At 65.5% G+C, this 17,816-nt stretch carries 14 protein-coding genes; 12 read left to right on the forward strand and 2 right to left on the reverse strand.

Going from position 1 to position 17,816, the window contains the following annotated elements:
* Positions 1–193 precede the first annotated feature (193 nt).
* Both P6U31_RS01785 and P6U31_RS01790 read right to left on the reverse strand, forming a co-directional pair.
* Positions 194–2,764, reverse strand: a complete 2,571-nt coding sequence (locus tag P6U31_RS01785; protein WP_407186576.1) for an ABC transporter permease — start codon at positions 2,762–2,764, stop codon at positions 194–196.
* Positions 2,761–3,483 carry an ABC transporter ATP-binding protein gene (locus P6U31_RS01790; protein ID WP_407186577.1) on the reverse strand — a complete coding sequence of 241 codons (723 nt, stop codon included), beginning with the start codon at positions 3,481–3,483 and terminating at the stop codon, positions 2,761–2,763. The genes P6U31_RS01785 and P6U31_RS01790 overlap by 4 nt, the downstream gene beginning before the upstream one ends.
* A gap of 55 nt (positions 3,484–3,538) precedes the next feature.
* Between P6U31_RS01790 and P6U31_RS01795 the strand changes: the two genes are divergently transcribed.
* The 12 genes from P6U31_RS01795 (at position 3,539) to P6U31_RS01850 (ending at position 17,670) form a co-directional block, all read left to right on the forward strand.
* Positions 3,539–4,174, forward strand: a complete 636-nt coding sequence (locus tag P6U31_RS01795) for an arylesterase (RefSeq protein WP_407186578.1) — start codon at positions 3,539–3,541, stop codon at positions 4,172–4,174.
* A 177-nt stretch (positions 4,175–4,351) separates the two neighbouring features.
* Entirely contained in the window at positions 4,352–4,888 is a 537-nt protein-coding gene (thpR, locus tag P6U31_RS01800) for an RNA 2',3'-cyclic phosphodiesterase (RefSeq protein ID WP_407186579.1), read from the forward strand.
* 217 nt (positions 4,889–5,105) lie between these two features.
* The gene (gene zapE, locus P6U31_RS01805) at positions 5,106–6,293 is read left to right on the forward strand and encodes a cell division protein ZapE (protein WP_407186580.1); all 1,188 of its coding nucleotides are present in this window, start codon (positions 5,106–5,108) and stop codon (positions 6,291–6,293) included.
* A 248-nt stretch (positions 6,294–6,541) separates the two neighbouring features.
* Positions 6,542–7,510 (forward strand): malate dehydrogenase, encoded by a 969-nt coding sequence (mdh, locus tag P6U31_RS01810; RefSeq protein ID WP_028177733.1) that lies wholly within the window; start codon positions 6,542–6,544, stop codon positions 7,508–7,510.
* A gap of 207 nt (positions 7,511–7,717) precedes the next feature.
* Positions 7,718–8,914: an ADP-forming succinate--CoA ligase subunit beta gene (gene sucC, locus P6U31_RS01815; RefSeq protein WP_128928948.1), complete on the forward strand. Its 1,197-nt coding sequence runs from the start codon at positions 7,718–7,720 to the stop codon at positions 8,912–8,914.
* A gap of 4 nt (positions 8,915–8,918) precedes the next feature.
* Positions 8,919–9,398: a DUF1579 family protein gene (locus P6U31_RS01820; protein ID WP_407186581.1), complete on the forward strand. Its 480-nt coding sequence runs from the start codon at positions 8,919–8,921 to the stop codon at positions 9,396–9,398.
* A 36-nt stretch (positions 9,399–9,434) separates the two neighbouring features.
* On the forward strand, positions 9,435–10,319 hold the full coding sequence (sucD, locus tag P6U31_RS01825; RefSeq protein WP_122400407.1) for a succinate--CoA ligase subunit alpha: 885 nt from the start codon (positions 9,435–9,437) through the stop codon (positions 10,317–10,319).
* A 137-nt stretch (positions 10,320–10,456) separates the two neighbouring features.
* The gene (locus P6U31_RS01830) at positions 10,457–13,414 is read left to right on the forward strand and encodes a 2-oxoglutarate dehydrogenase E1 component (protein ID WP_407186582.1); all 2,958 of its coding nucleotides are present in this window, start codon (positions 10,457–10,459) and stop codon (positions 13,412–13,414) included.
* 178 nt (positions 13,415–13,592) lie between these two features.
* Positions 13,593–14,834, forward strand: a complete 1,242-nt coding sequence (gene odhB, locus P6U31_RS01835; protein ID WP_407186583.1) for a 2-oxoglutarate dehydrogenase complex dihydrolipoyllysine-residue succinyltransferase — start codon at positions 13,593–13,595, stop codon at positions 14,832–14,834.
* A 52-nt stretch (positions 14,835–14,886) separates the two neighbouring features.
* Positions 14,887–15,648 (forward strand): SDR family oxidoreductase, encoded by a 762-nt coding sequence (locus tag P6U31_RS01840; RefSeq protein ID WP_407186584.1) that lies wholly within the window; start codon positions 14,887–14,889, stop codon positions 15,646–15,648.
* Positions 15,649–15,704: 56 nt separating this feature from the next.
* Positions 15,705–17,105, forward strand: coding sequence for a dihydrolipoyl dehydrogenase (lpdA, locus tag P6U31_RS01845; RefSeq protein WP_407186585.1), 1,401 nt, complete (start codon positions 15,705–15,707; stop codon positions 17,103–17,105).
* Positions 17,106–17,139: 34 nt separating this feature from the next.
* Positions 17,140–17,670, forward strand: a complete 531-nt coding sequence (locus P6U31_RS01850) for a hypothetical protein (RefSeq protein ID WP_407186586.1) — start codon at positions 17,140–17,142, stop codon at positions 17,668–17,670.
* The last annotated feature ends 146 nt before the right edge of the window (positions 17,671–17,816 follow it).

The raw sequence follows: 17,816 nt of genomic DNA on the forward strand, positions 1-17,816 counted from the left end.
CCGACTAAATTTTGGCTAACAATCGGGGCTCCGAACCCATTCGATATGTGGGAAACTAACACATTCGCCGCAACCTTCCACGCGCGGCTGAATGTCGCCCTCGGCGGCAATCCTGACGCGAACCTGACGGCCAGCGTGGTTAATCGCAGAAATCGTGCGATTTCGCACCCGCGCGGCGGGCCGCTACCATTTGTCACAAATTCCGCAACACCGTGGCGGGCTTTTTGTTCAACGCCAGCAGCGTGCCGGCGAGGCCGAGCCCGACTGTGACGACCAGGGCGGCCGCTACCACGCCGGCCGCGCTGCCGGCCTGCCAGACGAAGCTGAGCGTCATCAGCCGCGTCACGATCATCCAGGCCGCGACGCTGCCGGCGATCACGCCGAACACCGCCGTGGCGAGCCCGATCAGGAGGTATTCGAGCGCATAGGCCCCGAGCAGCCGCAGCCGCGTCGCGCCCAGCGTCTTCAGGATCACGGCATCGTAGACCCGGTGGCGATGGCCGGCGGCGAGCGCCCCGCCGAGCACCAGGATCGCCGAGATCAGGGTCACGGCGCTGGCGCCGCGGATCGCCAGCGCCAGATTGGTCACCACCGAGCCGACCGTCTCCATCACCTCTCGCACGCGCACGCTCGTCACCATCGGATAGGCGTCGGCGACCTCCCTGATGATCTTGCCGTCGCCTGCCGCATTTCCGCCCGCTTCCGTCAGCGTGGCGATGTGGGTGTGCGGAGCGCCCTTGAAGGCGTTCGGCGAGAACACGAGAACGAAGTTGATGCCGAGGCCCTGCCAGTCGATGGTGCGCAGATTGCCGATTCTAGCCGGGATGTCGCGGCCGAGCACGTTGACCACGATCTCGTCGCCGAGCTTGAGGCCCAATCCGTCGGCGATCTTCTTCTCCATCGAGACCAGCGTCGGGCCGGAATAATCGGCGCTCCACCACTCGCCCTCGACCACCTTGGAGCCTTTCGGCAGCTCGCTGGTATAGGTCAGGCCGCGGTCGCTCTGCAGCACCCATTCGGAATCGGTGGTCGGCTTGAGCTCCTCGGCACGCACCCCGCGCGCGGCGACGATGCGTCCGCGCAGCATCGGCACGTCCTCGATCTTCGCGCCGGGCGCGATCCGGCGCAGATAGAGGTCGAACTGCTCGGCCTGGGCGCTGGGAATGTCGATGAAGAAGAACGATGGCGCCTGATCGGGAAGGGCTGCGAGGAACTGCCGTCGCAGATTGCCGTCGATCTGGGTGATGGTGACGAGCACGGCGAGCCCGAGCCCCAGCGACAGTACGACCGAGGGCGTCAGCGCGCCCGGCCGGTGGATGTTGGCGATCGCCAGCCGCAGCATCGGCAGCCGCGTCCGCGGCAGCCGCCGCGCGATCGCCATCAGCAGGGCGGCGATGCCGCGCAGCAGGGCGAACACCACGATCGAGGAGGCAACGAACACCGCGGCGATGCGCTTGTCGAACGCCAGCCCGATCACGACCGCGATCAGCAGCGCGATCACGATGCCCATGAAGGCGAGATAGCCCGCACGCGGCCGGTGCCATTCCGAGCTGATGGTGTCGCGGAACAGCGCGGCCACCGGCACGTCGTGGACGCGTCCGAGCGGCCACAGGCCGAAGGCGAGCGCGGTGAGGAGGCCATAGACGAAGGACAGCGCGAGCTCGTCGGCATGCACGGCCGGCACCACCGGCAGCGGCAACAGCTTGCCGAACAGACCGACGATGGCGAACGGCATGGCGGCGCCGAGCGCAAGGCCGATCACCGAGCCGATGCAAGCGAGCAGCAGAACCTGCGCGAGATAGATGCCGAACACGTCGCGCCCGGTGGCGCCGACGGCCTTGAGCGCCGCGATCACTTCGAGCCGGCGGTCGATATGGCTCTTCACGGCGTTGGCCACGCCGACACCGCCGACCAGCAGCGCGGCAAGGCCGACCAGGGTCAGGAACTGCGTGAAGCGGTTGATGTTGCGTTCGAGCTGCGGCGAAGCGTTGGAGCGGCTGCGGATCTCCCAGCCGGCCTGCGGCGCGGCGTTGCGGGCGTCCGCGATGAAGGCTTCGGTGGCGCGCTCGTCGTTCGCGGTCTCGGGCAGCTTGACCCGGTAGACCCAGCGCACCAGGCTGCCGGGCTGGATCAGGCCGGTGGCGCGCAAGCCCGCCTCGCTGATCAAGAAGCGCGGACCGAAACCGATGCCGCCGGCGAGCTTGTCCGGTTCGGCCTCGACCGTGGAGCGGATCTGGAAGGTCGCCGCGCCGATGGTGACGCGGTCGCCGGTCTTCAGCGACAGCCGTGCCAGCAGCGTCGGATCGGCGGCGGCGCCGAACGCGCCGTCGCGCTCCGCGAGCAGGTCGGGCATCGATAGTGGCGGTGCCAGCGTCAGCTGGCCCAGCATCGGATAGGTGTCGTCGACCGCCTTCATCTCGACCAGCGCCAGCTTGCCGTCGCCTGCGCGGGCCATGCCGCGCAGGGTCGCGGCGGTCGAGACGGCGCCGCGCGAGCGCAGGAAGGCGACCTCGTCGGGCTTGGCCTCGCGCTGAAACAGCACGAACGAGACGTCGCCGCCGAGCAGGGTGCGGCCCTCGCGTGCCAGGCCGTCGGAGAGGCTCGCCGACACCGAGCCGACGCCGGCGATGGCCATCACGCCGAGCGCGATGCAGGCAATGAAGACGTAGAAGCCGCGCAGGCCCCCGCGCAATTCGCGCAGCGCATAACGCAACGACAGCGCGACGCCGGCGGGCTTCACCAGGGGTTCGACCGCCGTGCTCATGCCGCCGCGGACTGCGTGTCGATGCGGCCCGAACGCAGGCGGATCACGCGGTCGCAGCGATGTGCGAGCGAGGCATCATGCGTGACCAGCACCAGGGTCATGCCGCGCTCGGCATGCTTGCTGAACAGGAGATCGACGATCTGCTTTCCGGTTGTCTCGTCGAGATTGCCGGTCGGCTCGTCCGCCACGAGGATGGCGGGATCGGGTGCCAGCGCGCGGGCGAGTGCAACGCGCTGCTGCTCGCCGCCCGAGAGCTGCGTCGGATAATGATGCAGGCGGTCGCCGAGCCCGACGGATTGCAGCTCGTGCGCGGCGCGCCTGGCGGCATCGGGATTGCCGGCAAGCTCGAGCGGCACCGCGACGTTCTCCAGCGCGGTCATGGTCGGAATCAGGTGAAAGGACTGGAAGACGATGCCGACCTGGCGGCCGCGGAAGCGGGCCAGCGCGTCCTCGTCGAGGGCATTGAAAGGCGTGCCCGATACCACCACCTCTCCGCTATCAGGACGTTCCAGCCCCGCCATCACCATCAGCAGCGTGGATTTGCCCGAGCCTGACGGGCCGATCAGGCCGACCGTCTCGCTACGGCCGACCCGCAAGCTGATATCCTTGAGAATGTGAACGCGTGCCGCGCCCGTGCCCAATGAGAGATTGACGTTGGAGATGGCGATGGTGTCCGCCGAGGTGGCGGCGAGCGAAGAGGTATCGATGCGAGTGTCCATGGTCCGGTCATATGGCAACTCCGATAGCGCGGTCGAGAGGCGTTACGGATTGTTCATGCACATAGCCGTGTTGATGCTCGCCTTGATGACAATGGCGAAGCCGGCTTGGGCGGATGCGACAAGGCCGGTCAAGCTTGTCGTGCTCGGCGATTCCTTGAGCGCAGGTTATGGCCTGGGGGCCGCGGACGCATTTCCCCAAAAGCTGCAAAAAGCCTTGCAGACCAAAGGCATAGCGATTGACATGATCAATGCCGGGGTGTCCGGCGACACCGTCTCCGGCGGCCGCGACCGGCTCGACTGGTCGGTGCCGGAAGGAACCGAGGGCGTCATCGTCGAGCTCGGCGCCAACGACGCGCTGCGCGGCATCGATCCCGGCGTGACGCGCGCCGCGCTCGCGGACATCATCCAGCGGCTCAGAGCGCGCAAGATCGCGGTGATGCTGTGCGGCATGCTGGCGCCGCCGAACTTGGGCGCGGACTACGCCGCGCGCTTCAATGCGATTTATCCGGACGTGGCGAAGCAATTCGACGTGCCGCTCTATCCGTTCTTCCTCGACGGCGTTGCGGCCGACGCCAAGCTCAACCAGGGCGACGGCATTCATCCGACAGCGGCCGGCGTCGACGTCATCGTCGAAAAGCTCATGCCCATGGTGGAGGCATTCATTGGCACGATCGCTGAGCATCGGCGTTGAAAAGCAGGCAGGGCTGACCGTAATTCCCAGGGTTTTGCCGGGGTAAGGCGCGGCATGCTTCGCAGAGTCACACAACTGCGATAGGAATCAGGGTACCGGTGATTCGTCGCCGGCTCTAATGTGGGTATCGTCCTCGCTGTTCGAGGGCTGTACCCAAAGCATCGGGAGTGCTGAACGATGCCGCGTTTGTTTACGGGTCTGGAAATTCCGGCCGAGATCGGCCAGGCGCTTTCCAACTTGAGGGGTGGCCTTCCCGGCGCCCGCTGGATCGATCCCAAAAATTATCACGTCACCTTGCGCTTCATCGGCGATATCGACGGCGTCTCCGCCAACGAGATCGCCTCGATGCTGTTTCGCGTCGATCGCAAGCCGTTCGAGGTCAAGGTGCAGGGACTGACGAGCTTCGGCGGCCGCAAGCCGCGCGCGGTGGTCGCCACCATCGCGCCGAGCAAGCCCCTGATGGAGCTGCAGGCCGAGCTCGAACGCATGATGCAGCGGATCGGCCTCGACCCCGAGGGACGCAAATACATTCCGCACGTCACGCTGGCGAGACTGCACGACGCCTCCGACCGCGACGTCGCCGACTATCTGTCGCTGCGCGGCTACTTCCCGAGCAAGGCCTTCATGGCCGAACGCTTCGTGCTGTTCTCCTCGCGCGCTTCCACCGGCGGCGGCCCGTATGTCGTCGAGGACGCCTACGAGCTGTGTGCGTAGCTCCGCTCTCTTGCCCCGGCCGCAGAGCCGGGGCTCAGCGCTGCGCGATGGACGAAATTCGGCGATAAACGAAATAGTGGGTCCCAACCCTGCGTCTTAGCGATAGCGCGGCGAAGACGCGCTATTGCTGCCGCAGCGCGTCCGGGACACGGAACGCATAGCGCCCCGCACCAATTGACCGCTTGCAATTTCCGTCCGTCTCTGGCGGTAAAGGGCCATGCTCTCGACTCCCAGTTCCCCCTTCAGCGAAGCCTATCAGGCCCAGATCGCCGCCGGCGCAATCGAGCCCGATGCCGCGCAGGCCGAGGTCGCCGAGGCCTATGCGGCGCTGGACCTGCGGCTTGCGAACTACAATCCGCAGCGCAAGCAGGGCCTGCTCAGCCGCCTGTTCGGCAGCGGCGACAAGGACGAGGCGCCGCGCGGGCTCTACATCCATGGCGAGGTCGGCCGCGGCAAGACCATGCTGATGGACCTGTTCTTCCAGCACGCCTCGGTCGAACAGAAGCGGCGCGCGCATTTCCACGAATTCATGGCCGACGTGCACGAGCGCATCTACGACTACCGCCAGAGCATCGCGCGCGGCGAGATCCCCGACGGCGACGTCATCGCGCTGACGGCGAACGCGATCTTCGAGGAGAGCTGGCTGCTCTGCTTCGACGAATTCCACGTCACCGACATCGCCGATGCGATGATCCTCGGACGCCTGTTCGCAAAGCTGTTCGAGCTCGGCACCGTCGTGGTCGCGACCTCCAATGTCGCGCCCGAAGATCTCTACAAGGGCGGCCTGAACCGCTCGCTGTTCCTGCCCTTCATCAAGCAGATCACCGACCACATGGACGTCGCGCGGCTCGATGCGCGCACCGACTTTCGCCTCGAGAAGCTGCAGGGCGTGCCGATGTGGCTGACGCCGGCGGACGCCGATGCCGATGCCGCCCTCGACCGCGCTTGGAATCGGATGTCGGGCAGCGCCAAATGCCGCTCGCGCGACATCTCGATCAAGGGCCGCATCCTGCATGTGCCGTGCTCGGCCCATGGCGTGGCGCGGTTCTCGTTCGCCGATCTCTGCGAGAAGCCACTCGGGGCATCGGACTACCTCAGGCTCGCGCACGACTATCACACCATCCTGGTCGACCATATTCCAGTGATGGATCTCTCCCAGCGCAACGCCGCCAAGCGCTTCATCACGCTGATCGACGCGCTCTACGACAATGCCGTGAAGCTGATGGCCTCGGCCGACGCCAACCCGATCTCGCTCTACCTCGCCACCGAGGGCAACGAGGCCAATGAGTTCAAGCGGACCGCCTCGCGCCTGATCGAAATGAGCTCGAAATCCTATCTGGCGCTGGCCCATGGCCGCAAGGATTCCACCGCGAGCGGCTCCACCAAGGGCCTGGTGGAGACTTAAGTCCTATTCCTATCTTCCCGTCATTCCGGGGCGCGCGCAGCGCGAACCCGGAATCTCGCGCTACAATTTCGAGATTCCGGGTTCGCCCGCGCAGTGCACGGGCGCCCCGGAATGACGGCTGAGGGGCTGCTGGCCGGATTCGCGCCAAGCCCGACAATTGGGCATTGGGCGACTTGAACGGGGGAGGCGAAAGGGATAACCACCCGTCTCAGTTTTCCCCTCCTTACGTGTCTAAAGGACAGGTTCACATGGCGCGCGACAAGATTGCTTTGATTGGCTCCGGTCAGATCGGCGGAACGCTGGCTCACCTCATCGGCCTGAAAGAACTGGGCGACGTCGTGATGTTCGACATCGCCGAAGGCGTGCCGCAGGGCAAGGCGCTCGACATCGCGCAGTCCTCGCCGGTCGACGGCTTCGACGCGCACTACAGCGGCGCGAACTCCTACGAAGCGCTCGACAACGCCAAGGTCTGCATCGTCACCGCCGGCGTGCCGCGCAAGCCCGGCATGAGCCGCGACGACCTGCTCTCCATCAACCTCAAGGTCATGGAGCAGGTCGGTGCCGGCATCAAGAAGTACGCGCCGGACGCCTTCGTCATCTGCATCACCAACCCGCTCGACGCCATGGTCTGGGCGCTGCAGAAGGCCTCCGGCCTGCCGCACAAGAAGGTCGTCGGCATGGCCGGCGTGCTGGATTCGGCCCGCTTCCGCTACTTCCTGGCCGACGAGTTCAACGTCTCCGTTGAAGACGTCACCGCCTTCGTGCTCGGCGGCCATGGCGACACCATGGTGCCGCTGGTGAAGTACTCCACCGTCGCCGGCATCCCGCTCCCCGACCTCGTCAAGATGGGCTGGACCTCGCAGGCGCGCCTCGACGAGATCGTCGACCGCACTCGCAACGGCGGCGCCGAGATCGTCAATCTGCTCAAGACCGGCTCGGCCTTCTATGCGCCGGCCGCCTCCGCCATCGCGATGGCCGAGAGCTATCTGAAGGACAAGAAGCGCGTGCTGCCCTGCGCCGCCTACCTCAACGGCGAGTACAGCGTGAAGGACATGTATGTCGGCGTGCCCGTCGTGATCGGCTCCAAGGGCGTCGAGCGCGTCGTCGAGATCGAGCTTGCCGGCAAGGACCGCGAGGCCTTCGACAAGTCGGTCGGCGCGGTGCAGGGCCTGGTCGATGCCTGCAAGAAGATCGCCCCCGATCTTCTCGGCCGCTGAGGCGCAACCTAATCCCGCCGAAGATCGAAACCCGGTCTTCGGCGGTTTCATTTCCGGGGCCCGGATGTCGGGACGGGCTTCGGGTTCGGCAGTCCAGAGATCGATGTCAAAGAATCCGGGTTGCAGTTCCTGTGGTATATGGTATGCCAGCCACAAGACTGAGGTGGGCCCAAGAGGCCGCCGCCCGCGGGTTCAGGGAGCGACCATATGAATATCCATGAATATCAGGCCAAAGCGCTGCTGGGTGAGTTCGGCGTGCCGATCTCCAAGGGCGTGCCGGTCCTCAAAGCGAGCGACGCGGAAGCCGCGGCCAAGGCGCTGCCGGGCCCGGTCTATGTGGTGAAGAGCCAGATCCATGCCGGCGGCCGCGGCAAGGGCAAGTTCAAGGAAGCTAGCGCCGGCGACAAGGGCGGCGTCCGCATCGCCAAGTCGGCGGCAGAAGTCTCCGAATTCGCCAAGCAGATGCTGGGCGCGACGCTGGTGACCGTGCAGACCGGCCCCGCCGGCAAGCAGGTCAACCGCCTCTACATCGAGGACGGCTCCGACATCGACAAGGAGTTCTATCTCTCGATCCTGGTCGACCGCGAGACCTCGCGCGTCTCCTTCGTCGTCTCGACCGAAGGCGGCGTCAACATCGAGGACGTCGCCCACAACACGCCCGAGAAGATCGTCACCTTCTCGGTCGACCCCGCCACCGGCATCATGGGCCATCACGGCCGCACGGTTGCGAACGCGCTGAAGCTCTCCGGTGATCTCGCCAAGCAGGCCGAGAAGCTCACGGCGCAGCTCTACGCCGCCTTCGTCGCCAAGGACATGTCGATGCTGGAGATCAACCCGCTGGTCGTGACCAAGCAGGGCCAGCTCCGCGTGCTCGACGCCAAGGTGTCGTTCGACGACAACGCCCTGTTCCGGCACCCCGAGGTGCTCGCGCTGCGCGACGAGACCGAGGAAGACGCCAAGGAAATCGAGGCGTCGAAATACGACCTCAACTACGTCACCCTCGACGGCAACATCGGCTGCATGGTCAACGGCGCCGGCCTTGCCATGGCGACGATGGACATCATCAAGCTCTACGGCATGGCGCCGGCCAACTTCCTCGACGTCGGTGGCAGCGCCAGCAAGGAGAAGGTCGCGGCCGCCTTCAAGATCATCACCGCCGATCCCAACGTGAAGGGCATCCTGGTCAACATCTTCGGCGGCATCATGAAGTGCGACGTGATCGCCGAGGGCGTCACAGCCGCGGTTCGTGAAGTCGGCCTCAGCGTGCCGCTGGTGGTTCGTCTCGAAGGCACCAATGTCGAGCTCGGCAAGAAGATCATCCGCGAATCCGGACTGAACGTGGTGCCGGCCGACAATCTCGACGACGCCGCGCAGAAGATCGTGAAGGCCGTCAAGGGAGGCTGACGCCATGGCCCAGGACCATCTCGCCGCATCATCTCCGCTCCCCGAGCACGCGCGCCTCGCCGCGTTCGCCGGCGAATGGGATGGTGAGGAGATGGTCTTCCCGTCGCGCTGGACGGCGGGCGGGCCGGCGACCTCGCGCACCGTCGCGCGCATGGATCTGAACGGGTTCTATTTGATCCAGGACTCGGTCCAGATGCGCGACGGCAAGCAGGTCTTCGCCACCCACGGCATCTTCACCTTCGACCGCGACGACCGGACCTACAAATTGTTCTGGTACGACTCGCTCGGCTACACGCCGCCTTCGCCCGCCTCAGGCGGGTGGGTCGGCCAGACCCTGACGCTGGTGCGCGGCTCGCTCCGCGGCAATGCGCGCCACGTCTACGAGATCATCAACGAGGATTCCTACTGGTTGAAGATTCAGTTCTCGCCGGACGCGGAAGGCTGGGCCGACGTGCTCACCGGCGTCTACCGCCGCATCCACTGACCCTCTCACTCTGTTAGTTTCGCGAAAGCAGACCTCATGTCCATCCTGATCGACAAGAACACCAAGGTCATCTGCCAGGGCTTCACCGGCAAGAACGGCACCTTCCACTCCGAGGCCGCGATCGCCTACGGCACCAAGATGGTCGGCGGCACCTCGCCGGGCAAAGGCGGCTCGACGCATCTGGGCCTGCCGGTGTTCGACACCGTGCGCGAGGCGCGTGAGAAGACCGGTGCCGATGCGTCGGTGATCTACGTGCCGCCGCCGGGCGCGGCGGACGCGATCTGCGAAGCGATCGACGCCGAGATCCCGCTGATCGTCTGCATCACCGAGGGCATTCCCGTCATCGACATGGTCCGCGTCAAGCGCTCGCTGATCGGCTCCAAGTCGCGCCTGATCGGGCCGAACTGCCCGGGCGTCATGACCGCCGGCGAGTGCAAGATCGGCATCATGCCCGCCAACATCTTCAAGACCGGCTCGGTCGGCATCGTCTCCCGCTCGGGCACGCTGACCTATGAAGCCGTGTTCCAGACCTCCCAGGAAGGCCTCGGCCAGACCACCGCGGTCGGCATCGGCGGCGACCCGGTCAAGGGCACCGAGTTCATCGACGTCCTCGAAATGCTGCTCGCCGACCCCAAGACCGAATCGATCATCATGATCGGCGAGATCGGCGGCTCCGCCGAGGAGGACGCCGCCCAGTTCCTCAAGGACGAGGCCAAGCGTGGCCGCAAGAAGCCGATGGTCGGCTTCATCGCCGGCGTCACCGCTCCTCCCGGCCGCCGCATGGGCCATGCCGGCGCCATCATCTCGGGCGGCAAGGGCGATGCCGGTTCCAAGACCGAGGCGATGAAATCGGCAGGAATTACAGTGTCCCCGTCGCCCGCCCGCCTCGGCCATACGCTTGCCGAAAAGTTGAAAGGCTAATTCACTTCTTCGTACTTTTCCGGGCGAAGTTTCGCAGCAAATAGGGTAAAGGGTGCCTGTCGCGTCGAGCCCTGTCGGGGGAGCTCGGCGCCAGCGCCGTTTGTTATGCGCGAACCGAAATCGCCAGGAACTCAAGTATGTCTCGCCAGGACGCCAACGCAGCCTTTGCCCTGTCATCGTTTTTGCAGGGCACCAACGCCACCTACATCGACGAAATCTACGCCCGCTACCAGAAGGACCCGTCCTCGGTCGACGCCGAGTGGCAGGAGTTCTTCAAGAGCCTGAACGACGCGCCCGCTGACATCAGCAAGAACGCGGAAGGCCCGTCCTGGGAGCGCGACAACTGGCCGCTGACCCCCAAGGACGATCTGACCTCCGCGCTCGACGGCAATTGGGCCGAGGTCGAGAAGACGGTCGGCACCAAGATCGCCGCCAAGGCCCAGGCCAAGGGCGCCGACATTTCCTCCGCCGACCTGCTCCAGGCCACGCGCGACTCCGTCCGCGCCCTGATGCTGATCCGCTCCTACCGCATGCGCGGCCACTTCCACGCCAAGCTCGATCCGCTCGGCATCGAGGCCCAGCGCAACCGCGAAGAGCTCGATCCGCGCACCTACGGCTTCACCGAGGCCGATTTCGACCGCAAGATCTTCCTCGATCACGTGCTCGGCCTCGAATACGGCACGATCCGCGAGATCACCGCGATCTGCGAGCGTACCTATTGCCAGACGCTGGGCGTCGAGTTCATGCATATCAGCAACGCCGCGCAGAAGGCCTGGATCCAGGAGCGCATCGAGGGACCCGACAAGGAGATCTCGTTCACCCGGGAAGGCCGCAGAGCCATCCTGCAGAAGCTGGTCGAAGCCGAAGGCTTCGAAAAGTTCTGCGACACCAAGTTCACCGGCACCAAGCGCTTCGGCCTCGACGGCGGCGAAGCCCTGATCCCCGCGCTCGAGCAGATCATCAAGCGCGGCGGCAATCTCGGCGTGAAGGAGATCGTGCTGGGCATGCCGCATCGCGGCCGCCTCAACGTGCTGACGCAGGTGATGGGCAAGGCGCACCGGGCGCTATTCCACGAGTTCAAGGGCGGCTCGGCCAATCCCGACGCGGTCGAAGGCTCCGGCGACGTGAAGTATCACCTCGGCGCCTCCTCGGACCGCGAGTTCGACGGCAACCGCATCCATCTGTCGCTGACCGCCAACCCCTCGCATCTCGAGATCGTCGATCCCGTCGTGCTCGGCAAGGTGCGCGCCAAGCAGGACCAGCACGGCGATCCCCCGGACATGCGCATCTCCGTGATGCCGCTTCTGATGCACGGCGACGCCGCGTTCGCCGGCCAGGGCGTGGTCGCCGAGTGCTTCGGCCTGTCCGACCTGAAGGGCTACCGCACCGGCGGTTCCGTGCACTTCATCGTCAACAACCAGATCGGCTTCACCACCTACCCGCGCTACTCGCGCTCCTCGCCATATCCGTCGGATGTGGCGAAGATGATCGATGCGCCGATCTTCCACGTCAACGGCGACGATCCGGAAGCCGTCGTGTTCGCAGCCAAGGTCGCGACCGAATTCCGGCAGAAGTTCCACAAGCCCGTCGTCATCGACATGTGGTGCTACCGCCGCTACGGCCACAATGAGGGCGACGAGCCGGCCTTCACCCAGCCGGTGATGTACAAGCGGATCGCGGCCCATCCCTCGACCCTGACGCTCTACTCCAGGCGCCTGATCGCGGAAGGCGTGGTCACCGAGGGCGAGGTCGACAAGCTGAAAGCGGACTGGCGCGCCCGGCTCGACGCCGAATTCGAGGCCGGCACCTCCTACAAGCCGAACAAGGCCGACTGGCTCGACGGCAAGTGGGCGGGCTTCAAGATCGCCGACCAGGAAGAGGATGCGCGGCGCGGCGTCACCGGCGTCGATCTGCCCATCCTGAAGGACATCGGCCGCAAGATCACCAAGGTGCCGGACGGCTTCCGCGTCCACCGCACCATTCAGCGCTTCCTCGATAACCGCGCCAAGGCGATCGAGAGCGGCAACGGCATCGACTGGGCGACCGGCGAGGCGCTGGCGTTCTGCTCGCTGCTCAACGAGAACCACCACGTCCGCCTCTCCGGACAGGATTCGGAACGCGGCACCTTCTCGCAGCGCCATTCGGTCCTGATCGATCAAGAGGACGAGAGCCGCTACACGCCGTTCAACCATCTCGGTGGCGAGCAGGGCCATTACGAGGTCATCAACTCGCTGCTGTCGGAAGAAGCCGTGCTCGGTTTCGAATACGGCTATTCGCTCGCCGAGCCGAACACGCTGACGCTGTGGGAAGCCCAGTTCGGCGACTTCGCCAACGGCGCGCAGGTCGTGTTCGACCAGTTCATCTCCTCGGGCGAGCGCAAATGGCTGCGCATGTCCGGCCTCGTCTGCCTCCTGCCGCACGGCTATGAGGGCCAGGGACCGGAGCACTCCTCGGCGCGGCTCGAGCGTTACCTGCAGATGTGCGCGGAAGACAACATGCAGGTGGTCTACCCGACCACGCCGGCGAACTACTTCCACGCGCTGCGCCGGCAGCTGCATCGCGAGATCCGCAAGCCGCTGATCATGATGACGCCGAAGTCGCTGCTGCGTCACAAGCGGGCGGTGTCGCGCCTCGACGAGCTCGCGAAGGGAACGACCTTCCACCGCATCCTCTATGACGACGCCCAGATGCTGCCGAACGAGGCGATCAAGCTCGTCCCCGACGAGAAGATCCGCCGCATCGTGCTGTGTTCCGGCAAGGTCTATTACGACCTCTACGAGGAGCGCGAGAAGCGCGGCATCGACGACATCTATCTGATGCGCGTCGAGCAGCTCTATCCGGTGCCGCTGAAGGCGCTGGTGGCCGAGCTGTCGCGCTTCAAGAAGGCCGAAGTGGTGTGGTGCCAGGAAGAGCCCCGCAACATGGGTGCCTGGCACTTCATCGAGCCTTATCTGGAATGGGTGCTCAACCAGGTGAACGGCGCAAGCCGGCGTCCGCGTTATGTCGGCCGCGCCGCTTCCGCCGCGACCGCCACGGGTCTGATGTCCAAGCATCAGGCTCAGCTGAAGGCGTTCCTGGACGAAGCACTGAGCTGAACTTTTTGAACTGGGTCATGCCCCGCCTCGTGCGCAACCAGCGCACAGGAGCGGGGCATCCAGTAACTCGTGACCTCCGCGTCAAGGCGAAGCGTCCCGGCTTGCTGGATGGCCTGCTTTTCGCGGGCCGTTGACGATCGACTTATGACCGCATTGGCGATCCCTTAAGGAAGAGACCATGACTGAAATTCGTGTGCCGACGCTCGGCGAATCCGTCACCGAGGCCACCATCGGCCGCTGGTTCAAGAAGGCCGGCGACCCCGTCGCCGTCGACGAGCCCTTGGTTGAGCTCGAGACCGACAAGGTCACCATCGAAGTCCCCGCGCCCTCCGCGGGCACGCTGAGCGAGATCATCGCCGCCGATGGCGCGACCGTTGCCGTGGGCGCGTTGCTCGGCCAGATCACCGACGGCGCCGGCGCGGCCAAGCCCACTGCTGCACCCGCCAAGCCCGCTGCTGCTCCGGCACCCGCGGCGGCGGCTCCGGCTGCTGCCGCCGCGCCGAAGGCACCGCCGGCCGATGCGCCGCTCGCGCCGTCCGTGCGAAAGCTCTCCGCCGAGACCGGCATCGATGCCTCGACCGTTCCCGGCTCAGGCAAGGACGGCCGCGTCACCAAGGGCGACATGCTCGCTGCGATCGAGCGCGCTGCATCGGCGCCGACCCCGGTCAACCAGCCCGCCGCCGCCGTGCAGGTGCGCGCGCCCTCGCCGGCCGATGACGCCGCCCGCGAGGAGCGCGTCAAGATGACCCGGCTGCGCCAGACCATCGCGCGCCGCCTCAAGGACGTGCAGAATACCGCGGCCATGCTCACGACCTTCAACGAGGTCGACATGACCAACGTCATGGCGCTGCGTGCGCACTACAAGGACGCGTTCGAGAAGAAGCACGGCGCCAAGCTCGGCTTCATGGGCTTCTTCACCAAGGCCGTCGTGCAGGCGCTGAAGGACATCCCGGCCGTCAACGCCGAGATCGACGGCAGCGATCTGATCTACAAGAACTACTACCACATCGGCGTTGCCGTCGGCACCGACAAGGGCCTCGTCGTGCCCGTGGTGCGCGACTGCGACCACAAGTCGATCTCCGACATCGAGAAGAGCATTGCCGATTTCGGCCGCCGCGCCCGTGACGGCCAGCTCAAGATCGACGAGATGCAGGGCGGCACCTTCACCATCACCAATGGCGGCATCTACGGCTCGCTGATGTCGACCCCGATCCTGAATGCGCCGCAGTCCGGCATTTTGGGCATGCACAAGATCCAGGAGCGGCCGATGGTCGTCGGCGGCAAGATCGAGGTCCGCCCGATGATGTATCTGGCACTGTCCTACGATCACCGCGTCATCGACGGCAAGGAAGCCGTCACCTTCCTGGTCCGGGTCAAGGAGAGCCTGGAAGATCCGGCGCGCCTGGTGCTCGATCTCTGATCCCTGATGCTCTGCGAGCGCCGTCGCCATTCGCGACGGCGCGTGTCGAACCATGGAGGCGCGCGTGACGGATAAAGTCGTTGTCATCACCGGCGGCAGCCGGGGCATCGGGCGGGCGACCGCGCTTGCGGCGGCCGCGCGCGGCTACCGCGTCGTGGTCGGCTATGCCAGCAACAAGAAGGCCGCCGACGAGGTGGTCGCGCAGATCGAGGCGAAGGGCGGCAAGGCCGTCGCGGTGAAATGCGATGTCGCCGAGGAGCGCGACATCATCGAGCTGTTCAAGGAAGCCGACAAGTTCGGCACGCTCGCGGCGCTCGTCAACAATGGCGGCATCGTCGGGACCAGCGGCGTGCGCGTCGACGAGATGTCGGCCGAGCGCATTCAGCGCGTGCTGGCGGTCAACGTCACCGGCTCGATCCTCTGCGCGCGCGAGGCGGTGAAGCGGATGTCGACCAGGCATGGCGGCAAGGGCGGCGTCATCATCAATCTATCGTCGGTCGCGGCCAGGCTCGGCGCACCCAACACCTATGTCGATTATGCCGCCTCCAAGGGGGCGATCGATTCCTTCACCACCGGGCTCGGCTATGAGGTCGCGAACGAAGGCATTCGCGTCGCGGGCATTCGCCCGGGCCTGATCGATACGGAAATCCACGCCTCGGGCGGCGAGCCCGACCGGCACCACCGTCTGGCTCATATGGTGCCGATGAAGCGTGTCGGCACATCAGATGAAATCGCGAGCGCCATCCTCTGGCTGATGTCGGACGAGGCCTCCTACGTCACCGCAGCCACTCTCGATGTGTCCGGCGGACGCTGACGCACCGGCGGACGCTGACACATCCTCATCACGCTAAACTCACGGGACTTCCTCTCATGGCTACCTACGATCTCGTCGTCATCGGCACCGGACCTGGCGGTTACGTCTGCGCGGTGCGCGCCAGCCAGCTCGGCATGAAAGTCGCCGTGGTCGAAAAGAACGCAACCCTCGGCGGCACCTGCCTCAACGTCGGCTGCATGCCGTCGAAGGCGCTGCTGCACGCCTCCGAGATGTTCGAGGAAGCCGGCCATTCCTTCGCGAAAATGGGCGTCTCCGTGTCCGCGCCGAAGCTCGATCTGCCCGCGATGATGAACTTCAAGCAGCAGGGCATCGACGGCAACGTCAAGGGCGTCGAGTTCCTGATGAAGAAGAATAAGATCGACGTGCTCAAGGGCACCGGCAAGATCTTAGGCACCGGCAAGGTCGAGGTTTCCGCCGACGGCAAGTCGCAGGTCGTCGAGACCAAGAACATCGTGATTGCCACCGGCTCGGACATCGCGCGCCTCAAGGGCATCGAGATCGACGAGAAGCGCATCGTGTCCTCGACCGGCGCGCTGTCCCTCGACAAGGTCCCCGGCAAGCTGCTGATCGTCGGCGCCGGCGTGATTGGCCTCGAGCTCGGCTCGGTCTGGCACCGCCTCGGTGCCGACGTCGTCGTCGTCGAATTCCTCGATCGCATCCTGCCCGGCATGGATGGCGAGATCGCCAAGCAATTCCAGCGCATCCTCGAGAAGCAGGGCTTTGCGTTCAAGCTGGGCGCCAAGGTCACGGGCGTCGATACCTCCGGCAAGACGCTGAAGGCGACGGTCGAGCCCGCCGCCGGCGGCGCCGCCGAGACGCTGGAAGCCGACGTCGTTCTGGTCTGCATCGGCCGCGTGCCGTACACCGATGGCCTCGGCCTGAAGGAAGCCGGCGTCGCGCTCGACCCCCGCGGCCGCGTGCAGATCGATCCGCATTTCGCCACCAGCCTGAAGGGCGTCTATGCCATCGGCGACGTCGTCGCTGGGCCCATGCTCGCGCATAAGGCCGAGGATGAAGGCGTGGCGGTGGCCGAGATCATTGCCGGCCAGGCCGGTCACGTGAACTACGACGTCATCCCGGGCGTTGTGTATACCACGCCGGAAGTGTCCTCCGTCGGCAAGACCGAGGAAGAACTGAAGCAGGCGGGCACGGCCTATACCGTCGGAAAGTTTCCGTTCACCGCCAACGGCCGCTCCAAGGTCAACCAGACCACCGACGGCTTTGTGAAGATTCTCGCAGATGCGAAGACCGATCGCGTGCTCGGCGTGCACATTATCGGCCGCGAAGCCGGCGAAATGATCCATGAAGCGTGTGTTCTCATGGAGTTTGGCGGCAGTGCGGAAGATCTCGCCCGCACCTGCCACGCCCATCCGACCCGCTCGGAGGCCGTCAAGGAAGCCGCGCTTGCAGTCGGCAAGCGGGCCATCCATATGTAGCCACGCGCCCAGCGCCGAATCGGGCGGGAAACATATGCTGCGCCGCCTTCTTCAACCGGTCTGGGTCCTGCTGGCGATCATCTTCCTGATCGAAGCCTGGCTGTGGGACCATCTCGAGCCGATCGTTGCGAAGATCGTCGCGGCCATCCCGCTGGCGCGCTTCAAGCAATGGCTGACGGAGCGCGTCGACGCGCTGTCGCCGGCCATGACGCTGATCGTGTTCGCGGTGCCTGTCATCCCGCTGTTTCCGCTCAAGCTGGTCGGGCTGTGGCTGCTCGCGCACGAATACTGGACCAGCGCAGTCTTCACCATCCTGTTCGCAAAAATGCTCGGCGTCGGCGTCACCGCCTTCGTGTTCGACGTGACGCGCGACAAGCTTTTGGAGATGCACTGGTTCGAACGGATCTACGATCTCGTGCTGAAGATCCGCGCCAAGGCGCACCTGTTGGTCGACCCGATCAAGCGCCGCATCCGCGAACTGATCGCCGGCAACGGCGAAGGCTGGTCCTCCCGCACGCTGCGCCTGATCCAGCGTTTCAGGAAGAGCGTGCACCAGGCGCGCTAGCTGCGCGCTGCATACATATTGTCATCGCCACAAACTCGGTGTCATTGCCCGCGAAGGCGGGCAATCCAGTATTCCAGAGACGTCAGTGATTGAACCGAGAAGCCGCGGCATACTGGATGCCCCGCCTTCGCGGGGCATGACACTTG

This window comes from Bradyrhizobium centrosematis (assembly GCF_045571495.1).
Lineage (GTDB): Bacteria > Pseudomonadota > Alphaproteobacteria > Rhizobiales > Xanthobacteraceae > Bradyrhizobium > Bradyrhizobium centrosematis.